The sequence below is a fragment of the Geobacillus vulcani PSS1 genome (assembly GCF_000733845.1).
Classification (GTDB): domain Bacteria; phylum Bacillota; class Bacilli; order Bacillales; family Anoxybacillaceae; genus Geobacillus; species Geobacillus vulcani.
Window position 1 is genome coordinate 3,373,006 of the sequence record NZ_JPOI01000001.1, and the last position, 16,110, is coordinate 3,389,115.

Annotated in this window: 14 protein-coding genes and 9 pseudogenes; 12 read left to right on the plus strand and 11 right to left on the minus strand. The window is 50.9% G+C overall.

Annotated elements, in window-relative coordinates:
* Positions 1–237 precede the first annotated feature (237 nt).
* Positions 238–792: a peptide deformylase gene (gene def, locus N685_RS0118075; RefSeq protein ID WP_011230557.1), complete on the plus strand. Its 555-nt coding sequence runs from the start codon at positions 238–240 to the stop codon at positions 790–792.
* Between the two features lie 53 nt (positions 793–845).
* Here def and N685_RS0118080 read toward each other — a convergent pair whose 3' ends face one another.
* On the minus strand, positions 846–1,628 hold the full coding sequence (locus N685_RS0118080; RefSeq protein ID WP_084177492.1) for a Cof-type HAD-IIB family hydrolase: 783 nt from the start codon (positions 1,626–1,628) through the stop codon (positions 846–848).
* A 177-nt stretch (positions 1,629–1,805) separates the two neighbouring features.
* On the opposite strand from N685_RS0118080, the gene N685_RS20190 reads away from it, so the two are divergent.
* The 3 genes from N685_RS20190 to rnjA all read left to right on the plus strand — a co-directional run bounded on the left by N685_RS20190 (position 1,806) and on the right by rnjA (position 3,965).
* Positions 1,806–1,940, plus strand: coding sequence for a hypothetical protein (locus tag N685_RS20190; RefSeq protein ID WP_256371090.1), 135 nt, complete (start codon positions 1,806–1,808; stop codon positions 1,938–1,940).
* Positions 1,941–2,085: 145 nt separating this feature from the next.
* On the plus strand, positions 2,086–2,301 hold the full coding sequence (locus N685_RS0118090; protein ID WP_031410587.1) for a DNA-dependent RNA polymerase subunit epsilon: 216 nt from the start codon (positions 2,086–2,088) through the stop codon (positions 2,299–2,301).
* Complete coding sequence (rnjA, locus tag N685_RS0118095; protein ID WP_031410588.1) at positions 2,298–3,965, plus strand: ribonuclease J1; 1,668 nt, start codon at positions 2,298–2,300, stop codon at positions 3,963–3,965. The genes N685_RS0118090 and rnjA overlap by 4 nt, the downstream gene beginning before the upstream one ends.
* Before the next feature lie 70 nt (positions 3,966–4,035).
* Here the strand turns inward: rnjA and N685_RS0118100 are convergent, their stop codons facing one another.
* From N685_RS0118100 to N685_RS0118120, 5 genes are all read right to left on the minus strand, one after another.
* Positions 4,036–4,698 (minus strand): potassium channel family protein, encoded by a 663-nt coding sequence (locus N685_RS0118100; protein WP_031404722.1) that lies wholly within the window; start codon positions 4,696–4,698, stop codon positions 4,036–4,038.
* A 166-nt stretch (positions 4,699–4,864) separates the two neighbouring features.
* Positions 4,865–5,107, minus strand: a complete 243-nt coding sequence (locus tag N685_RS0118105; RefSeq protein WP_031404724.1) for a YkuS family protein — start codon at positions 5,105–5,107, stop codon at positions 4,865–4,867.
* Positions 5,108–5,154: 47 nt separating this feature from the next.
* Positions 5,155–6,291: an N-acetyldiaminopimelate deacetylase gene (locus tag N685_RS0118110; RefSeq protein ID WP_031404726.1), complete on the minus strand. Its 1,137-nt coding sequence runs from the start codon at positions 6,289–6,291 to the stop codon at positions 5,155–5,157.
* 57 nt (positions 6,292–6,348) lie between these two features.
* A complete protein-coding gene (dapD, locus tag N685_RS0118115) occupies positions 6,349–7,059 on the minus strand; it encodes a 2,3,4,5-tetrahydropyridine-2,6-dicarboxylate N-acetyltransferase (RefSeq protein ID WP_031404727.1) in 711 nt (236 codons plus the stop codon).
* 73 nt (positions 7,060–7,132) lie between these two features.
* On the minus strand, positions 7,133–8,005 hold the full coding sequence (locus tag N685_RS0118120) for a LysR family transcriptional regulator (protein WP_084177450.1): 873 nt from the start codon (positions 8,003–8,005) through the stop codon (positions 7,133–7,135).
* A gap of 126 nt (positions 8,006–8,131) precedes the next feature.
* Here N685_RS0118120 and N685_RS20240 point away from each other — a divergent pair.
* Positions 8,132–8,865: pseudogene (locus N685_RS20240) on the plus strand (sulfite exporter TauE/SafE family protein).
* Here N685_RS20240 and cbpB (N685_RS18535) read toward each other — a convergent pair.
* The 4 genes and pseudogenes from cbpB (N685_RS18535) to N685_RS18540 form a co-directional block, all read right to left on the minus strand.
* Positions 8,822–9,294: pseudogene (cbpB, locus tag N685_RS18535) on the minus strand (cyclic-di-AMP-binding protein CbpB). The pseudogenes N685_RS20240 and cbpB (N685_RS18535) sit on opposite strands and share 44 nt — an antisense overlap.
* A 120-nt stretch (positions 9,295–9,414) precedes the next feature.
* Positions 9,415–9,597, minus strand: a pseudogene (abbA, locus tag N685_RS19255) (antirepressor AbbA); the annotation flags it as partial.
* 179 nt (positions 9,598–9,776) lie between these two features.
* Positions 9,777–10,010: a hypothetical protein gene (locus N685_RS0118135; protein ID WP_031410589.1), complete on the minus strand. Its 234-nt coding sequence runs from the start codon at positions 10,008–10,010 to the stop codon at positions 9,777–9,779.
* Between the two features lie 48 nt (positions 10,011–10,058).
* A pseudogene (locus tag N685_RS18540) lies at positions 10,059–10,829 on the minus strand (EAL domain-containing protein); the annotation flags it as partial.
* Positions 10,830–10,842: 13 nt separating this feature from the next.
* On the opposite strand from N685_RS18540, the pseudogene N685_RS18545 reads away from it, so the two are divergent.
* The 4 genes and pseudogenes from N685_RS18545 to cbpB (N685_RS0118165) form a co-directional block, all read left to right on the plus strand.
* A pseudogene (locus N685_RS18545) lies at positions 10,843–11,684 on the plus strand (EAL domain-containing protein); the annotation flags it as partial.
* Between the two features lie 48 nt (positions 11,685–11,732).
* Positions 11,733–11,966, plus strand: coding sequence for a hypothetical protein (locus N685_RS0118155; protein WP_031404737.1), 234 nt, complete (start codon positions 11,733–11,735; stop codon positions 11,964–11,966).
* Positions 11,967–12,152: 186 nt separating this feature from the next.
* Complete coding sequence (gene abbA, locus N685_RS0118160) at positions 12,153–12,350, plus strand: antirepressor AbbA (protein WP_031404734.1); 198 nt, start codon at positions 12,153–12,155, stop codon at positions 12,348–12,350.
* A 101-nt stretch (positions 12,351–12,451) separates the two neighbouring features.
* Positions 12,452–12,925, plus strand: coding sequence for a cyclic-di-AMP-binding protein CbpB (gene cbpB, locus N685_RS0118165; RefSeq protein ID WP_031404733.1), 474 nt, complete (start codon positions 12,452–12,454; stop codon positions 12,923–12,925).
* Here cbpB (N685_RS0118165) and N685_RS18550 read toward each other — a convergent pair.
* Positions 12,882–13,625 (minus strand): annotated as a pseudogene (locus tag N685_RS18550) (sulfite exporter TauE/SafE family protein). The gene cbpB (N685_RS0118165) and the pseudogene N685_RS18550 sit on opposite strands and share 44 nt — an antisense overlap.
* 117 nt (positions 13,626–13,742) lie before the next feature.
* Here N685_RS18550 and N685_RS18555 point away from each other — a divergent pair.
* The 3 pseudogenes from N685_RS18555 to N685_RS18565 form a co-directional block, all read left to right on the plus strand.
* Positions 13,743–14,617: pseudogene (locus N685_RS18555) on the plus strand (LysR family transcriptional regulator).
* A gap of 73 nt (positions 14,618–14,690) precedes the next feature.
* A pseudogene (gene dapD / locus N685_RS18560) lies at positions 14,691–15,399 on the plus strand (2,3,4,5-tetrahydropyridine-2,6-dicarboxylate N-acetyltransferase).
* Between the two features lie 57 nt (positions 15,400–15,456).
* Positions 15,457–16,110: pseudogene (locus N685_RS18565) on the plus strand (amidohydrolase); the annotation flags it as partial.

A 16,110-nucleotide genomic window follows, 5' to 3' on the forward strand; every position in this document is an offset into this window, starting at 1 on the left:
AAACTGTTATATTACATCCCTCACCATCTGTATGAATCCTGTATTATATTTTCACAAAATATAAAACAAACAGTGACTTGACAAGAAAGTGGAAGCGTTTTCTTTCGTTGATCTGAGTTACTTTCCTTATACCCGAATAATATATTTGTGCAGCTGCGTTTTTATTTACGATCGATGCTCATTTTGTTAGACTAAACGATAGACAGCGATGCCAAACGTAGGGAGTGAGCGAAGCGAATGATCACGATGAAAGACATCATCAAAGAGGGGCATCCGACATTGCGGAAAATCGCCGAACCCGTTCCCCTTCCCCCTTCGGAAGAGGATAAACGCATTTTGCAAAGCCTTCTTGACTACGTCAAGATGAGCCAAGATCCAGAGCTGGCCGCCAAATACGGCCTTCGGCCCGGCATCGGTCTTGCCGCCCCGCAAATCAACGTCTCGAAGCGGATGATCGCCGTCCATGTCACCGATGAAAATGGAACGCTGTACAGCTACGCCTTGTTCAACCCAAAAATCGTCAGCCATTCGGTGCAACAATGTTACTTGACGACCGGGGAAGGATGTCTGTCAGTCGACCGCGACGTGCCGGGGTATGTGCCGCGCTATGCCCGCATCACTGTCACCGGGACGACGATCGACGGCGAAGAAGTCACACTGCGCTTGAAAGGGTTGCCGGCCATCGTCTTCCAACATGAAATCGATCACTTAAACGGCATTATGTTCTATGACCGCATCAACCCCGATGACCCGTTTCAAGTGCCGGACGGGGCGATTCCGATCGGGCGCTAAAAAGCCCCCTGTAAATGGGCGAGCGGCCCAGCCGAAAAGGCCAAGGCCGCTTTTCATCGGATGAGCTGCAGCTGTTTCAATCCGTACCAAATGCCTTCCTTATCGACCGGCTTCGTAACGAAGTCGGCGACCCTTTTCACTTCCTCATGGGCGTTGCCCATCGCCACCCCGGTTCCGACGAACGAGAGCATTTCAATGTCATTCAATCCGTCGCCGAACGCGTACACATCCTTCGCATCGATCCCGAGCTTTTCGATCATTATGCGGATGCCTTCCGCCTTCGAGCCCCCTGCCGGCAACACATCGGTCGAGACGTCGTGCCAACGGACGAAGCGAAATTCGGGATAGTTGCGCACATACCGTTCTTCTTCCTCAGCGCGGCAAAACAGAAGCGCTTGGTAAATGTCCTTGTTCTCATAATAAAGAGGGTCGATAGGCGGGTGGGCGAATTTTAGGCTCGCCATGCTGACGTGGATGTGCGGATGGTCATCGACGCTGGCCCGCATTTCATCGGCGTTCATAAATACGAGAGGATGTCCGTGGCGATGGGCATCCTCGGTCAGCGCTCTCACTTTCTCACGCGAAAGCGGCTGTTTGTATAGCACATTCCCTTCAAAAACGACGTACTGACCGTTGAAGCTGACGAACGAATCAATGCCAAGCTGTTTGCGCACGTGCTCAAACATAAACGGAGCGCGTCCGGTGGCGATGGCGACATAAACGCCCGACTGCTTCAGGCGGCGAACCGCTTCGATCGTTGACAGCGGCAGTTGCTTTTGCTCATCAAGCAGCGTGCCGTCGATGTCGAAAAAGACGATTTTTCTGCCCACGTTCACTTTCCCCTTGTTGAAAAGTTGTTCATTGTTTACCGTACTGAAAAACGCCCGGAATGTCAACCAAGAGGCACGATCTGTTCCATTTTTACCCATGAAAAACAAGCCTCGGCCTACATATCATATATAATAGAACATTTACTTTCGCCGCAAAATGAGTACAATAAAAGGTAAGGAGTGATGAAACATGTTGAAAAAGCTGAAAAAAAAGCTGCTTCAACAGTGGAAAGACCTGCTCCGGAAAAAATTGATCGCCTGACCGTTACAACAACAGCCCTTCCATTCGAAGGGCTTCTTTCCCACTTTAGCGAATAAAGCGGGCCACATTCGTCAAAGATGATGCATATCGTCGGCACATCTTACGCCTGTTTTTGCTTTTGGCAACAAAACACATGAAAAGAAAGTTACATTCTTATATAATAGATAGAGCAACTATTGTACGATAAGGAGAGATTTCACGATGATTTTCAAAGTGTTTTACCAAGAAAACGCAGACGAGGTGCCTGTGAGAGAAAAAACGAAAACACTCTACATCGAAGCAGAATCAGAGCGGGATGTACGCCGAAAACTCGAAGATCGTCCGATCAATATTGAGTATATTCAGCCGTTAGAGGGAGCGCATCTAGAATACGAAAAGAAAAGCCCGAACTTTCAAGTATTGGAGATTTCATCATGAAGCTGTTAGCTGACCAGCAAGTTGGCATTTTTGCCCTCGGCGGACTGGGTGAAATCGGAAAAAATACATACGGCGTACAATTCCAAGACGAAATCATTGTCATTGACGCAGGCATTAAGTTTCCGGAAGATGAGTTGCTCGGGATCGACTATGTCATTCCAGACTACTCCTATTTAGTGAAGCACGCGGACAAAGTGAAAGGACTGTTCATCACCCACGGGCACGAAGACCATATCGGTGGCATTCCGTATTTGCTCCGGCAGCTGAACATCCCGATTTACGGCGGCAAATTGGCGCTTGGACTGATTCGCAACAAACTTGAGGAACATGGCTTGTTGCGCCAAGCAAAGCTCATTGAAATTCGCGAAGACGATGTCATTCGCTTCCAAAAAACGGCCGTTACCTTTTTCCGGACGACACACAGCATTCCGGACAGCTACGGCATTGTCGTCAAAACGCCGGTTGGTCAAATCGTCCATACCGGGGATTTTAAATTCGACTTTACGCCGGTCGGCGAGCCGGCCAATTTGACAAAAATGGCCGAAATTGGGAAAGAAGGCGTTCTTTGCCTCATGTCGGACAGCACGAACAGCGAGATTCCACATTTTACGATGTCGGAGCGGCGCGTCGGCGAAAGTATTCACGACATTTTCCGCAAGGTGGAAGGGCGCATCATTTTCGCCACATTTGCATCAAACATCCACCGTCTTCAACAGGTGACAGAAGCAGCCGTCGCCAACAACCGAAAAATCGCTGTCTTCGGCCGCAGCATGGAAGCGGCGATTGAAATCGGACAAGACCTCGGCTATATCAAATGCCCGAAAGGCACGTTCGTCGACGCGAACGAAATCAACCGCCTGCCGGCCAACCGGGTGACGATTTTATGCACCGGCAGCCAAGGGGAGCCGATGGCCGCCTTGTCGCGCATTGCCAACGGCACGCACCGGCAAATTCAAATCATCCCGGGCGACACGGTCGTCTTTTCCTCATCGCCGATCCCGGGCAACACGGTGAGCGTCAACCGGACGATCAACATGCTGTACCGAGCCGGCGCAGAGGTGATTCATGGCCCGCTCAACGACATCCATACGTCCGGCCACGGCGGGCAGGAAGAACAAAAATTGATGATCCGGCTGATGAAGCCGAAATATTTCATGCCGATCCACGGCGAATACCGGATGCAAAAAATGCATGCCAAGCTCGCCATTGACTGCGGCGTGCCGGAGGAAAACTGCTTTATCATGGACAACGGCGAAGTGCTTGGCATCAGCGACAAAGAAGCGCGCATCGTCGGCAAGATCCCGTCCGGCTCCGTCTACATCGACGGCAGCGGCGTCGGCGACATCGGCAACATCGTCCTGCGCGACCGCCGCATTTTATCCGAAGAAGGGCTCGTGATTGTCGTCGTCAGCATCAACATGAAAGAGTTCAAAATCGCCGCCGGCCCGGATATCATCTCTCGCGGCTTCGTCTATATGCGCGAGTCAGGTGATTTGATCAGCGAAGCGCAGGTGTTGATCACGAAACATCTCGAAAAAGTGCTGGAACGAAAAACGAACCAATGGGCGGAAATCAAAAACGAAATTACGGAAACGCTCGCTCCGTTCTTGTACGAGCGGACAAAACGGCGGCCAATGATTTTGCCGATCATCATGGAAATCTAAAGAAAAAGGGCGTCCTTGCAAAAGGATGCCCTTTTTCCGTCATCATCATGCACAAGCCTCCTGCCAACTGTCAACCAACGACTTCTTCCTCGAATCGGTCAATGTCGCTGTCAGCGCCGATGACGACCAACACGTCGCCTTTGCGGATGATTTCCGAGGCGAGCGGCGAAACGATGACGCTTGCCCCGCGCTTAATGGCGACGATGTTGATGCCGTAGCGGGCGCGGATGTCAAGCTCCAAAAGCGAATGGCCGTCCAACCGCTCGCTTGCCACGATTTCGACAATGCTGTATTTGTCCGACAGCTCCAGATAATCTAAGACGTTATTGGAAATCAAATTGTGGGCGATCCGCTCGCCCATGTCCCGCTCTGGATGCACGATTTGATCAGCACCGATTTTTTTCAGCACTTTCTCATGGTAATCGTTCGTCGCCTTGACCGTAATATGGTGGACGCCGAGCTCTTTTAAAATCAGCGTCGTCAAAATGCTCGCCTGGATGTTGTCGCCGATCGCGACAATGACATGATCGAAGTTGCGGATGCCTAAGCTTTTCAACACGTTTTCATCGGTCGTGTCGCCGACGACGGCGTGCGAAGCGATCGAGGCAAATTCGTTTACCCGGTCTTCATCAATATCGATAGCCAATACTTCCATCCCTTGTTCGCTCAGCGTCCGGCAGATGCTGCCGCCAAAACGCCCGAGGCCGATGACAGCAAACTGTTTCTTTTTCATTGCCACTCCTCCATCGTTGATCAAGCATGGTCCTTCCCCTTATTTTAGCAAAAAAGAAAAAGGAACGAAAACAGTCTTCGTTCCCTTTCCGCCATTCCTTTACGCTATGCGATTTCACCATTTCGCCAAAAACGGGCTGCCAGCGCACAGCCCGAACGTTCGATCATTAGCGAAGTTTTTCTTCGACTTTTTGGCAAATCTCGTCCGCGGTGAGCCCACTCGCTTCAATGACCGGACCGGACGTTACGATGTTGTGAATGCCGGCGATATTGGCGTCCAGGCCGGTAATGACGCAGCAGTCGCAACCTCTTGCGTCTTGCTCCCCACGGAGCGGTACAACGTCATGCCCTCTTTCTCTCAACGCCTCTTGCACATCAGTCAGCGATGGCTCAACACCAATTTTCGCCATCCCACTCCACCTCCTCACACATATAATGTGCCTTGTCAGAGGTGGAACTATACTTCCGAATTCCCCTTCCAGGAAAAATAGTCGATCAAAAAAGCAATGGCGCGGTCGATCGCTTCCTCGTTCGGAGCCAGTTTTGCATGGTGCAGCCCGTATGGCGAATCAACGCCAAGCCAAAACATAAAACCCGGAATGTCCGCCAACATGTAGCCGAAATCTTCACCGGTCATCGCCTCTTTGCAACCGATGACATTCACGCCGCCGTGCGCCTCAGCAAACTTCATAAATTCCGCTGTCAGCTCCGGATCGTTGTACACTTGATGGTACATAGCCCCGTAATCAATGGTGGCTTCACATTCGTACGCGACTTCAATGCCATGCACCATCGCTTCAATCCGCCGCTTCACCTTCTGCATCACCGCAGCCGACAGCGTCCGAATCGTCCCCTCGAGCCGAGCGCGCTCGGCGATGACGTTTTGCACCGTCCCGCCGATAATTTTTCCGATCGTAATGACCGCGCTGTCAAGCGGGTCGACGTTGCGGGCGACAATCGACTGCAGCTGCGTCACCAATGCACAAGCGGCGACGACCATGTCATTCGCCAAATGCGGAAACGCCGCGTGGCCGCCTTTTCCCTCCAAGTCGATAAACAGCTCCGACGTATTGGCAAACAGCAGCCCTTCTTTCGTTGCGATCGTGCCGACCGGATATTCCGGGGCAATATGCAGGGCGACGATCATATCCGGCTTCCATTCCTGCATGATGTCGCTTTCGACCATCGGCTTTGCCCCGCCCGGCCCTTCCTCAGCCGGCTGGAAAATAAACAGCAAGTCATCTTGCAGCGGATGATGAGCAAAATGGGTGAGCACGCCAAGGGCGATGCTCATATGGACATCGTGGCCGCACGCATGCATGCAGCCTTCATGCTTCGACCGATACGGCAAGCCCGTCTCCTCGCGAATCGGCAGCCCATCCATATCGGCGCGGTAGCCGATCGTTTTGCGCGGTGATGTTCCGTTGACTTTGACAAAAATCCCGGTTTTCCACGTCCGGACTTGAAGCCGCTCTTGCGGCAACGATTGGATATAGCGAAGCAAATAGTGCTGCGTCTTAAACTCTTGAAACCCAAGCTCCGGGATTTGATGCAAGTCGCGGCGAATGGCGACAAATGGGCTGATCGCTTCCATCTTCTCTCCTCCATGGGCAAAAAAGCTGTCCTCGTAAAGGGACAGCCTTTCGTGTGATTATAATTGGCGAAGCTCCTGTTTGATCTCCGTTTTCGCCCGCGTTTGCTCGTCGATTTGCTTAATGACGCGCGCCGGCACGCCGGCGACCACCGTATACGGCGGCACGTCTTCGACGACGACCGCGCCCGCAGCGACGACCGCCCCTTTGCCGACGGTGACGCCTTCTAAAATGACGGCGTTCGCCCCGACAAGCACATCATCTTCAATGACAACCGGCTTGGCCGATGGCGGCTCGATCACGCCGGCCAGCACGGCACCGGCGCCGATATGGCAGTTTTTCCCGACCGTCGCCCGGCCGCCGAGCACGGCGTTCATGTCGATCATCGTTCCTTCGCCGACGACGGCGCCGATGTTGATCACCGCTCCCATCATAATGACGGCGTTGTCGCCGATTTCGACATGATCACGGATGATCGCGCCCGGCTCGATGCGCGCCTTGATGCCTTTCAAATCCAAGAGCGGAATGGCCGAGTTGCGGCGGTCGTTCTCGACAACATAGTCCTCGATTTTGTCTTGATTCGCCTCGATGGCGGCTTGAATGTCTTGCCACTCGCCAAACACGATGCCGACGTTGCCGGTCATAAACGTTTTCGCGCTTGGGCCGAAATCGATGCCATCAAGATCCCCTTTTATGTATACTTTCACAGGCGTTGATTTTTTGCTGTTTTGAATAAACGAAATGATTTCATTGGCGTCCATCATCTTCATGGGCGACATCCTCCTTTGCATCTGTATTCTTTTTTACTTTAGCAAAACAGAGATCATCGTGACAAGCATAAATTCATGGGACAAAATGTTGCAGCACCTTCTCGAAGGCTTGTACTTGCGGAAGCTGCCATGCCGCTTCCGAGCTGATCAGCCATGTATCTCTCGTCATTGGCTCACCATGCTTATTTTTTAACGGTATCATATGAACAAGATGTTGTTCCCGGTCATCTAAAGCGATTTCCGGTAAAATCGCATAACCAACGCCATGATAAGCAAGCTGTTTGCATGTTTCAATTTGGTCGACCATCACCGTGCGCGCGGGCAAGGCTTGAAATTGCTCATGCCACCATTGTTGAATATGCAGCGAATAGGTGGAATCGCTTTTAAATTGAATAAACGGGCGTTCGGTATGGCGCAACTGCTCCAAAGAGTGAATTTCCTGGTCTACTAAATAGAGCTGATCGGTAAATAGCCGCGTCGCGATCCCGCTCCAGTTGGGCTCTCCGCGAACAATCCCAAGCTGAAACCGATTTTCATACATGTGGCTTAGGACTTCACTTGTCCATCCTGTCGTCAACGAAACGTTGACATCCGGATATAACTTGATGAATGTTTTTAAAACGGGGGGCAGCCAATGCTGGGCAACAATGGAAGTGACCGCTATCGTTAACGTCCCGCTGATTTGTCCGACCCGTTGTTTGATCTCTTCTTTTACTCGATTCGTTTTCTGCACGATCTCTTTCGCCAGTTGGACAATTTTTTCCCCCTCTGGCGTTAACAGCAACCCTCGCGGAGACCGGATAAATATTTTCGCATTCCAGCTCGCTTCGATCGCCTGCAGCCGTTGAGACAACGCCGACTGCGTCACATACAGCCGAGCTGCCGCTTTTCTCATATTTAATTCTTCCGCCAAAACGGCGAGGACTTCATACTCTGAAGTATTCAAAACGACCATCCTTTTGATAAGCTTTTCTTATCATTTTCGTCCATTTTTTTAATATTTCCTTATTATTATAACATAAATAAAATAGTTGTAGAACGCTTGTCGAAAGGAGATCTCTACATGGACTGGATGCTGTTTGTCCTCGTTGGGTTTGCTGCCTCATTCGTTGGTACATTAGCTGGCGGCGGCGGTTTCATTGGCATGCCCGTTCTGCTTATGCTCGGTGTTCCCATCCATCAAGCCATTTCCTCCGCCAAGTTTTCCAATACCATCAGCTCGTTTTCCAGCTTCTTCGTCTTGTTTCGCCGGCAAACCATTCACGGGAAACAACTGCTTCCGATCATCCCGATCAGCCTCGGCGGGGGAGCCGCAGGTGGGGCCATCGCCTCGCTGTTGTCTGAACGAACGATGACCATTATCGCGATCATGTTGCTGTTGTTTGCCCTAGGCTTGCAATTTTTCAAAAAAAAGCCCAAATCATCGGCAACGGCCCCTGCTCTCCCAAAAACCTTCTATCCGGTTTTGTATGGCATTAGCGTCTATGATGCATGTTTGGCCCCGGCCAAGCCACCATGCTCATGTATGCCTACTTGCGCGCCGGCATGGATTATTTATCGGCCATGGCGCTGACAAGATTCCAAACATTCATTAGCTGTTTTGGCGCACTGGCGTCTTATCTATACAGCGGCCATGTGAACTGGCACATCGCTCCGTTCTTGGCGATGGGATCATTGATCGGCGCCCAAGCATCGGTCCGGGTCGCACAAAAACTGAAACAACATCAGCTGCGCTTGATATTGCACACGATTACTTTTCTGCTCATTGTTCAGCTTCTTTTCGGCCTGGCTTCCGGCCGCCATTAGACCTCTGCAGCCGTTATTCAGTTGTTTCAGTATTTCCCGGCGAGTGAAAATGCCTGCAAAATAACCATCGTCATTTTCCACACAGACAAACGGATGGTTGACAATCAGCCCGATGGCCTTCGTCAGGCTGTCGTTAAGCCGCAGGCGCGGAATGTTTCGGTTCATCACTTCTTCCACCTTCATCGTCTCGAGCCGTTCAAATTCGATGCGCTCCAATCCTAAAATCGCATCCATCATCATCGTCATGCTGATCAGCCCGTGAAGCTTATAAGATGTGTCCAATACCGGAATCGCCGAATAGCCGGTTTTCGTCAAGACGAGCAGCGCATGGTCCAAATAATTTCCCGGCTGCACATGCGCCACTTTATCCGCCGGAATCAGAAAGGACTTCACAGTCATTTGCATGAAATCATTGTGTTCCCATGTCATGCCGATGTCCCGCTTTCTTCTGCATCTTCTCCTCTCCACACTGTTATCATACCATAAAAAGACTATCGCTTCCTGCGATAGCGATAGCGCACAATGACTTTTATCCTTCTCTGTCAACAGGCGGTCGTATAAACGCAACAGCTGCCGGTGCCGGTGTTCATCGACCGCCTTGTCTCCGTTTTCGATATCCGCCAGCTCGGAGCGGATGAGTTCAAGTGCATATTGCTGGCTGAACAAAACGTCAAGCAATAACGCCGCCTCCTCGTCTGACAGCCTCGGCAGCAACCGCTTGGCCATCCTCATTCCCCTTTGCCTCTTCCGCTTCCATATATATTCGCTGGCAAAGGAAAAAAGTCGTGGAAAAAACCGTCATTTCGAGACGATCAAAAAACGGTTTTCTTTCCTTAAAGCAGACAGATGCGTAATATTTTGTGCATGGCAGCCATCAAAAAAGGTGCCCCCTCTGTTGGGACACCTTCTGCTCAATAATATCGAAGCGCCAAATAACCGATGGCAAACACAGCGAGCAAGACGGCGAGCACATACGCAAGCAATATTGGGTTGCGCAAATAGGCATGCTCCTCAACCGCTTTCGGGATCGGTCCGTCAAGCTCTCCTTGCCATCGCTGCTGGCGGCCGAGGCGGACCGTATAAACGAATCCGATGACCGCAATCAATACAAGAGAGGATCGATAATACGAAATCAGCTGTGCCATATGTTTCACCTCATGCTTACTTTTCCGCAATGAGGCGATTTTATGCAGTCAATAATGGGCGTCATGCTCGAACAAGTAGCTGTACGACAAGTCGATAAACAAATAATGGCGCTCATCGATCGGATACGAATACGTCCGGATCGTTTCCCCTGTTTCAATATCCGTGTATAAATCGGACAAAATCCCTCTTCGACGCGAGCGCATCCGAATAATGTTTTCCAAAAATACGGGCGCCAGCTCCAGTTTTTCATATAATATTGCGGCTGAAGCTCCCATCGGGCGCCGCGCTTGAACATATTGCCCGATTGCTGGAAGCCGTCCCTCATCACAAACATAAATGCGGAAGCAAACATCGTCGAGCTCGCCGGCCAACAGGGAAATGAGCTCGTTAAAATCGGCGGCTTTTTTGTATTTGCCAAGCAACGCGCTGATCCGCTGCTGAAACTGCTCAGCAATTTGATACAGCGTTTCAAGCTTTTTCTTCTCCTGCTGGATGAAGCGATGGCACTCTTGGCGGAGCAAGTCTTTCAGCAAATCGCGCGGCACGACCTCAGGAGCCGGCTTGGCCAAATAATACCCTTGATAATAGCGGCCGCCATGCCGCCAAGCATACTGAAGTTGAAACGACGTTTCGATGTCCTCATACAACAACGTCGCGCCAATTTTACGCGCCAACAACGAAATCGAGTGAACGATTTCTTGGTATGCTTGGTGGACAGATGTTTTCCGCAATTCGCGCAAATCGATTTTTAAATGTCAGGCGACAAGACGCCAATCCGCTCAAGATGAATGATGTTCAGCGATGTTGTCGACCGCCATTAGCATCGAATTGCAGCATTCAAGTCAAGACGTCGATCAGCTCAGCCATTTATTGACGTATCTTCGTACATACGGCGTTAAGGTGGCGGTCGACAACATCGCTGAACATAGCATTCATCTTGAGCGGATTGGCGTCTTGTCGCCTGACATTTTAAAAATCGATTTGCGCGAATTGCGGAAAACATCTGTCCACCAAGCATACCAAGAAATCGTTCACTCGATTTCGTTGTTGGCGCGTAAAATTGGCGCGACGTTGTTGTATGAGGACATCGAAACGTCGTTTCAACTTCAGTATGCTTGGCGGCATGGCGGCCGCTATTATCAAGGGTATTATTTGGCCAAGCCGGCTCCTGAGGTCGTGCCGCGCGATTTGCTGAAAGACTTGCTCCGCCAAGAGTGCCATCGCTTCATCCAGCAGGAGAAGAAAAAGCTTGAAACGCTGTATCAAATTGCTGAGCAGTTTCAGCAGCGGATCAGCGCGTTGCTTGGCAAATACAAAAAAGCCGCCGATTTTAACGAGCTCATTTCCCTGTTGGCCGCGAGCTCGACGATGTTTGCTTCCGCATTTATGTTTGTGATGAGGACGGCTTCCAGCAATCGGGCAATATGTTCAAGCGCGGCGCCCGATGGGAGCTTCAGCCGCAATATTATATGAAAAACTGGAGCTGGCGCCCGTATTTTTTGGAAAACATTATTCGGATGCGCTCGCGTCGAAGAGGGATTTTGTCCGATTTATACACGGATATTGAAACAGGGGAAACGATCCGGACGTATTCGTATCCGATCGATGAGCGCCATTATTTGTTTATCGACTTGTCGTACAGCTACTTGTTCGAGCATGACGCCCATTATTGACTGCATAAAATCGCCTCATTGCGGAAAAGTAAGCATGAGGTGAAACATATGGCACAGCTGATTTTCGTATTATCGATCCTCTCTGTATTGATTGCGGTCATCGGATTCGTTTATACGGTCCGCCTCGGCCGCCAGCAGCGATGGCAAGGAGAGCTTGACGGACCGATCCCGAAAGCGGTTGAGGAGCATGCCTATTTGCGCAACCCAATATTGCTTGCGTATGTGCTCGCCGTCTTGCTCGCTGTGTTTGCCATCGGTTATTTGGCGCTTCGATATTATTGAGCAGAAGGTGTCCCAACAGAGGGGGCACCTTTTTTGATGGCTGCCATGCACAAAATATTACGCATCTGTCTGCTTTAAGGAAAGAAAACCGTTTTTTGATCGTCTCGAAATGACGGTTTTTTCCACGACTTTTTTCCTTTGCCAGCGAATATATATGGAAGCGGAAGAGGCAAAGGGGAAATGAGGATGGCCAAGCGGTTGCTGCCGAGGCTGTCAGACGAGGAGGCGGCGTTATTGCTTGACGTTTTGTTCAGCCAGCAATATGCACTTGAACTCATCCGCTCCGAGCTGGCGGATATCGAAAACGGAGACAAGGCGGTCGATGAACACCGGCACCGGCAGCTGTTGCGTTTATACGACCGCCTGTTGACAGAGGAAGGATAAAAGTCATTGTGCGCTATCGCTATCGCAGGAAGCGATAGTCTTTTTTATGGTATGATAACAGTGTGGAGAGGAGAAGATGCAGAAGAAAGCGGGACATCGGCATGACATGGGAACACAATGATTTCATGCAAATGACTGTGAAGTCCTTTCTGATTCCGGCGGATAAAGTGGCGCATGTGCAGCCGGGAAATTATTTGGACCATGCGCTGCTCGTCTTGACGAAAACCGGCTATTCGGCGATTCCGGTATTGGACACATCTTATAAGCTTCACGGGCTGATCAGCATGACGATGATGATGGATGCGATTTTAGGATTGGAGCGCATCGAATTTGAACGGCTCGAGACGATGAAGGTGGAAGAAGTGATGAACCGAAACATTCCGCGCCTGCGGCTTAACGACAGCCTGACGAAGGCCATCGGGCTGATTGTCAACCATCCGTTTGTCTGTGTGGAAAATGACGATGGTTATTTTGCAGGCATTTTCACTCGCCGGGAAATACTGAAACAACTGAATAAACGGCTGCAGAGGTCTAATGGCGGCCGGAAGCCAGGCCGAAAAGAAGCTGAACAATGAGCAGAAAAGTAATCGTGTGCAATATCAAGCGCAGCTGATGTTGTTTCAGTTTTTGTGCGACCCGGACCGATGCTTGGGCGCCGATCAATGATCCCATCGCCAAGAACGGAGCGATGTGCCAGTTCACATGGCCGCTGTATAGATAAGACGCCAGTGCGCCAAAACAGCTAATGAATGTTTGGAATCTTGTCAGCGCCATGGCCGATAAATAATCCATGCCGGCGCGCAAGTAGGCATACATGAGCATGGTGGCTTGCCGGGGCCAAACATGCCATCATAGACGCTAATGCCATACAAAACCGGATAGAAGGTTTTGGGGAGCAGAGGCCGTTGCCGATGATTTGGGCTTTTTTTTGAAAAATTGCAAGCCTAGGGCAAACAACAGCAACATGATCGCGATAATGGTCATCGTTCGTTCAGACAACAGCGAGGCGATGGCCCCACCTGCGGCTCCCCCGCCGAGGCTGATCGGGATGATCGGAAGCAGTTGTTTCCCGTGAATGGTTTGCCGGCGAAACAAGACGAAGAAGCTGGAAAACGAGCTGATGGTATTGGAAAACTTGGCGGAGGAAATGGCTTTGATGGATGGGAAACACCGAGCATAAGCAGAACGGGCATGCCAATGAAACCGCCGCCGCCAGCTAATGTACCAACGAATGAGGCAGCAAACCCAACGAGGACAAAACAGCATCCAGTCCATGTAGAGATCTCCTTTCGACAAGCGTTCTACAACTATTTTATTTATGTTATAATAATAAGGAAATATTAAAAAAATGGACGAAAATGATAAGAAAAGCTTATCAAAAGGATGGTCGTTTTGAATACTTCAGAGTATGAAGTCCTCGCCGTTTTGGCGGAAGAATTAAATATGAGAAAAGCGGCAGCTCGGCTGTATGTGACGCAGTCGGCGTTGTCTCAACGGCTGCAGGCGATCGAAGCGAGCTGGAATGCGAAAATATTTATCCGGTCTCCGCGAGGGTTGCTGTTAACGCCAGAGGGGGAAAAAATTGTCCAACTGGCGAAAGAGATCGTGCAGAAAACGAATCGAGTAAAAGAAGAGATCAAACAACGGGTCGGACAAATCAGCGGGACGTTAACGATAAGCGGTCACTTCCATTGTTGCCCAGCATTGGCTGCCCCCCGTTTTAAAAACATTCATCAAGTTATAATCCGGATGTCAACGTTTCGTTGACGACAGGATGGACAAGTGAAGTCCTAAGCCACATGTATGAAAATCGGTTTCAGCTTGGGATTGTTCGCGGAGAGCCCAACTGGAGCGGGATCGCGACGCGGCTATTTACCGATCAGCTCTATTTAGTAGACCAGGAAATTCACTCTTTGGAGCAGTTGCGCCATACCGAACGCCCGTTTATTCAATTTAAAAGCGATTCCACCTATTCGCTGCATATTCAACAATGGTGGCATGAGCAATTTCAAGCCTTGCCCGCGCGCACGGTGATGGTCGACCAAATTGAAACATGCAAACAGCTTGCTTATCATGGCGTTGGTTATGCGATTTTACCGGAAATCGCTTTAGATGACCGGGAACAACATCTTGTTCATATGATACCGTTAAAAAATAAGCATGGTGAGCCAATGACGAGAGATACATGGCTGATCAGCTCGGAAGCGGCATGGCAGCTTCCGCAAGTACAAGCCTTCGAGAAGGTGCTGCAACATTTTGTCCCATGAATTTATGCTTGTCACGATGATCTCTGTTTTGCTAAAGTAAAAAAGAATACAGATGCAAAGGAGGATGTCGCCCATGAAGATGATGGACGCCAATGAAATCATTTCGTTTATTCAAAACAGCAAAAAATCAACGCCTGTGAAAGTATACATAAAAGGGATCTTGATGGCATCGATTTCGGCCCAAGCGCGAAAACGTTTATGACCGGCAACGTCGGCATCGTGTTTGGCGAGTGGCAAGACATTCAAGCCGCCATCGAGGCGAATCAAGACAAAATCGAGGACTATGTTGTCGAGAACGACCGCCGCAACTCGGCCATTCCGCTCTTGGATTTGAAAGGCATCAAGGCGCGCATCGAGCCGGGCGCGATCATCCGTGATCATGTCGAAATCGGCGACAACGCCGTCATTATGATGGGAGCGGTGATCAACATCGGCGCCGTCGTCGGCGAAGGAACGATGATCGACATGAACGCCGTGCTCGGCGGCCGGCGACGGTCGGGAAAAACTGCCATATCGGCGCCGGTGCCGTGCTGGCCGGCGTGATCGAGCCGCCATCGGCCAAGCCGGTTGTCATTGAAGATGATGTGCTTGTCGGGGCGAACGCCGTCATTTTAGAAGGCGTCACCGTCGGCAAAGGGGCGGTCGTCGCTGCGGGCGCGGTCGTCGTCGAAGACGTGCCGCCGTATACGGTGGTCGCCGGCGTGCCGGCGCGCGTCATTAAGCAAATCGACGAGCAAACGCGGGCGAAAACGGAGATCAAACAGGAGCTTCGCCAATTATAATCACACGAAAGGCTGTCCCTTTACGAGGACAGCTTTTTTGCCCATGGAGGAGAGAAGATGGAAGCGATCAGCCCATTTGTCGCCATTCGCCGCGACTTGCATCAAATCCCGGAGCTTGGGTTTCAAGAGTTTAAGACGCAGCACTATTTGCTTCGCTATATCCAATCGTTGCCGCAAGAGCGGCTTCAAGTCCGGACGTGGAAAACCGGGATTTTTGTCAAAGTCAACGGAACATCACCGCGAAAAACGATCGGCTACCGCGCCGATATGGATGGGCTGCCGATTCGCGAGAGACGGGCTTGCCGTATCGGTCGAAGCATGAAGGCTGCATGCATGCGTGCGGCCACGATGTCCATATGAGCATCGCCCTTGGCGTGCTCACCCATTTTGCTCATCATCCGCTGCAAGATGACTTGCTGTTTATTTTCCAGCCGCTGAGGAAGGGCCGGGCGGGCAAAGCCGATGGTCGAAAGCGACATCATGCAGGAATGGAAGCCGGATATGATCGTCGCCCTGCATATGCCCCGGAATATCCGGTCGGCACGATCGCAACGAAAGAAGGGCTGCTGTTTGCCAATACGTCGGAGCTGTTTATCGACTTGGAGGGAAAAGGCGGCCACGCGGCGTTTCCGCATTTGGCGAATGACATGGTCGTCGCCGCTTGTGCATTGGTGACGCAGCTGCAGTCGATTGTCGCCCGCAACGTCGACC

Excerpts from the sequence above, each read along its gene's own strand:
- N685_RS0118090 (WP_031410587.1), top strand. The coding sequence starts at position 2,086 with ATGATTTTCAAAGTGTTTTACCAAGAAAACGCAGACGAGGTGCCTGTG.
- N685_RS0118110 (WP_031404726.1), bottom strand. The coding sequence starts at position 6,291 with ATGGAAGCGATCAGCCCATTTGTCGCCATTCGCCGCGACTTGCATCAA.
- N685_RS0118135 (WP_031410589.1), bottom strand. The coding sequence starts at position 10,010 with ATGGCACAGCTGATTTCGTATTATCGATCCTCTCTTGTATTGATTGCG.
- N685_RS0118100 (WP_031404722.1), bottom strand. The coding sequence starts at position 4,698 with ATGAAAAAGAAACAGTTTGCTGTCATCGGCCTCGGGCGTTTTGGCGGC.
- N685_RS20190 (WP_256371090.1), top strand. The coding sequence starts at position 1,806 with ATGAAACATGTTGAAAAAGCTGAAAAAAAAGCTGCTTCAACAGTGGAA.
- N685_RS0118155 (WP_031404737.1), top strand. The coding sequence starts at position 11,733 with ATGGCACAGCTGATTTTCGTATTATCGATCCTCTCTGTATTGATTGCG.
- abbA (WP_031404734.1), top strand. The coding sequence starts at position 12,153 with ATGGCCAAGCGGTTGCTGCCGAGGCTGTCAGACGAGGAGGCGGCGTTA.
- cbpB (WP_031404733.1), top strand. The coding sequence starts at position 12,452 with ATGACATGGGAACACAATGATTTCATGCAAATGACTGTGAAGTCCTTT.
- N685_RS0118105 (WP_031404724.1), bottom strand. The coding sequence starts at position 5,107 with ATGGCGAAAATTGGTGTTGAGCCATCGCTGACTGATGTGCAAGAGGCG.
- def (WP_011230557.1), top strand. The coding sequence starts at position 238 with ATGATCACGATGAAAGACATCATCAAAGAGGGGCATCCGACATTGCGG.
- dapD (WP_031404727.1), bottom strand. The coding sequence starts at position 7,059 with ATGAAGATGATGGACGCCAATGAAATCATTTCGTTTATTCAAAACAGC.
- rnjA (WP_031410588.1), top strand. The coding sequence starts at position 2,298 with ATGAAGCTGTTAGCTGACCAGCAAGTTGGCATTTTTGCCCTCGGCGGA.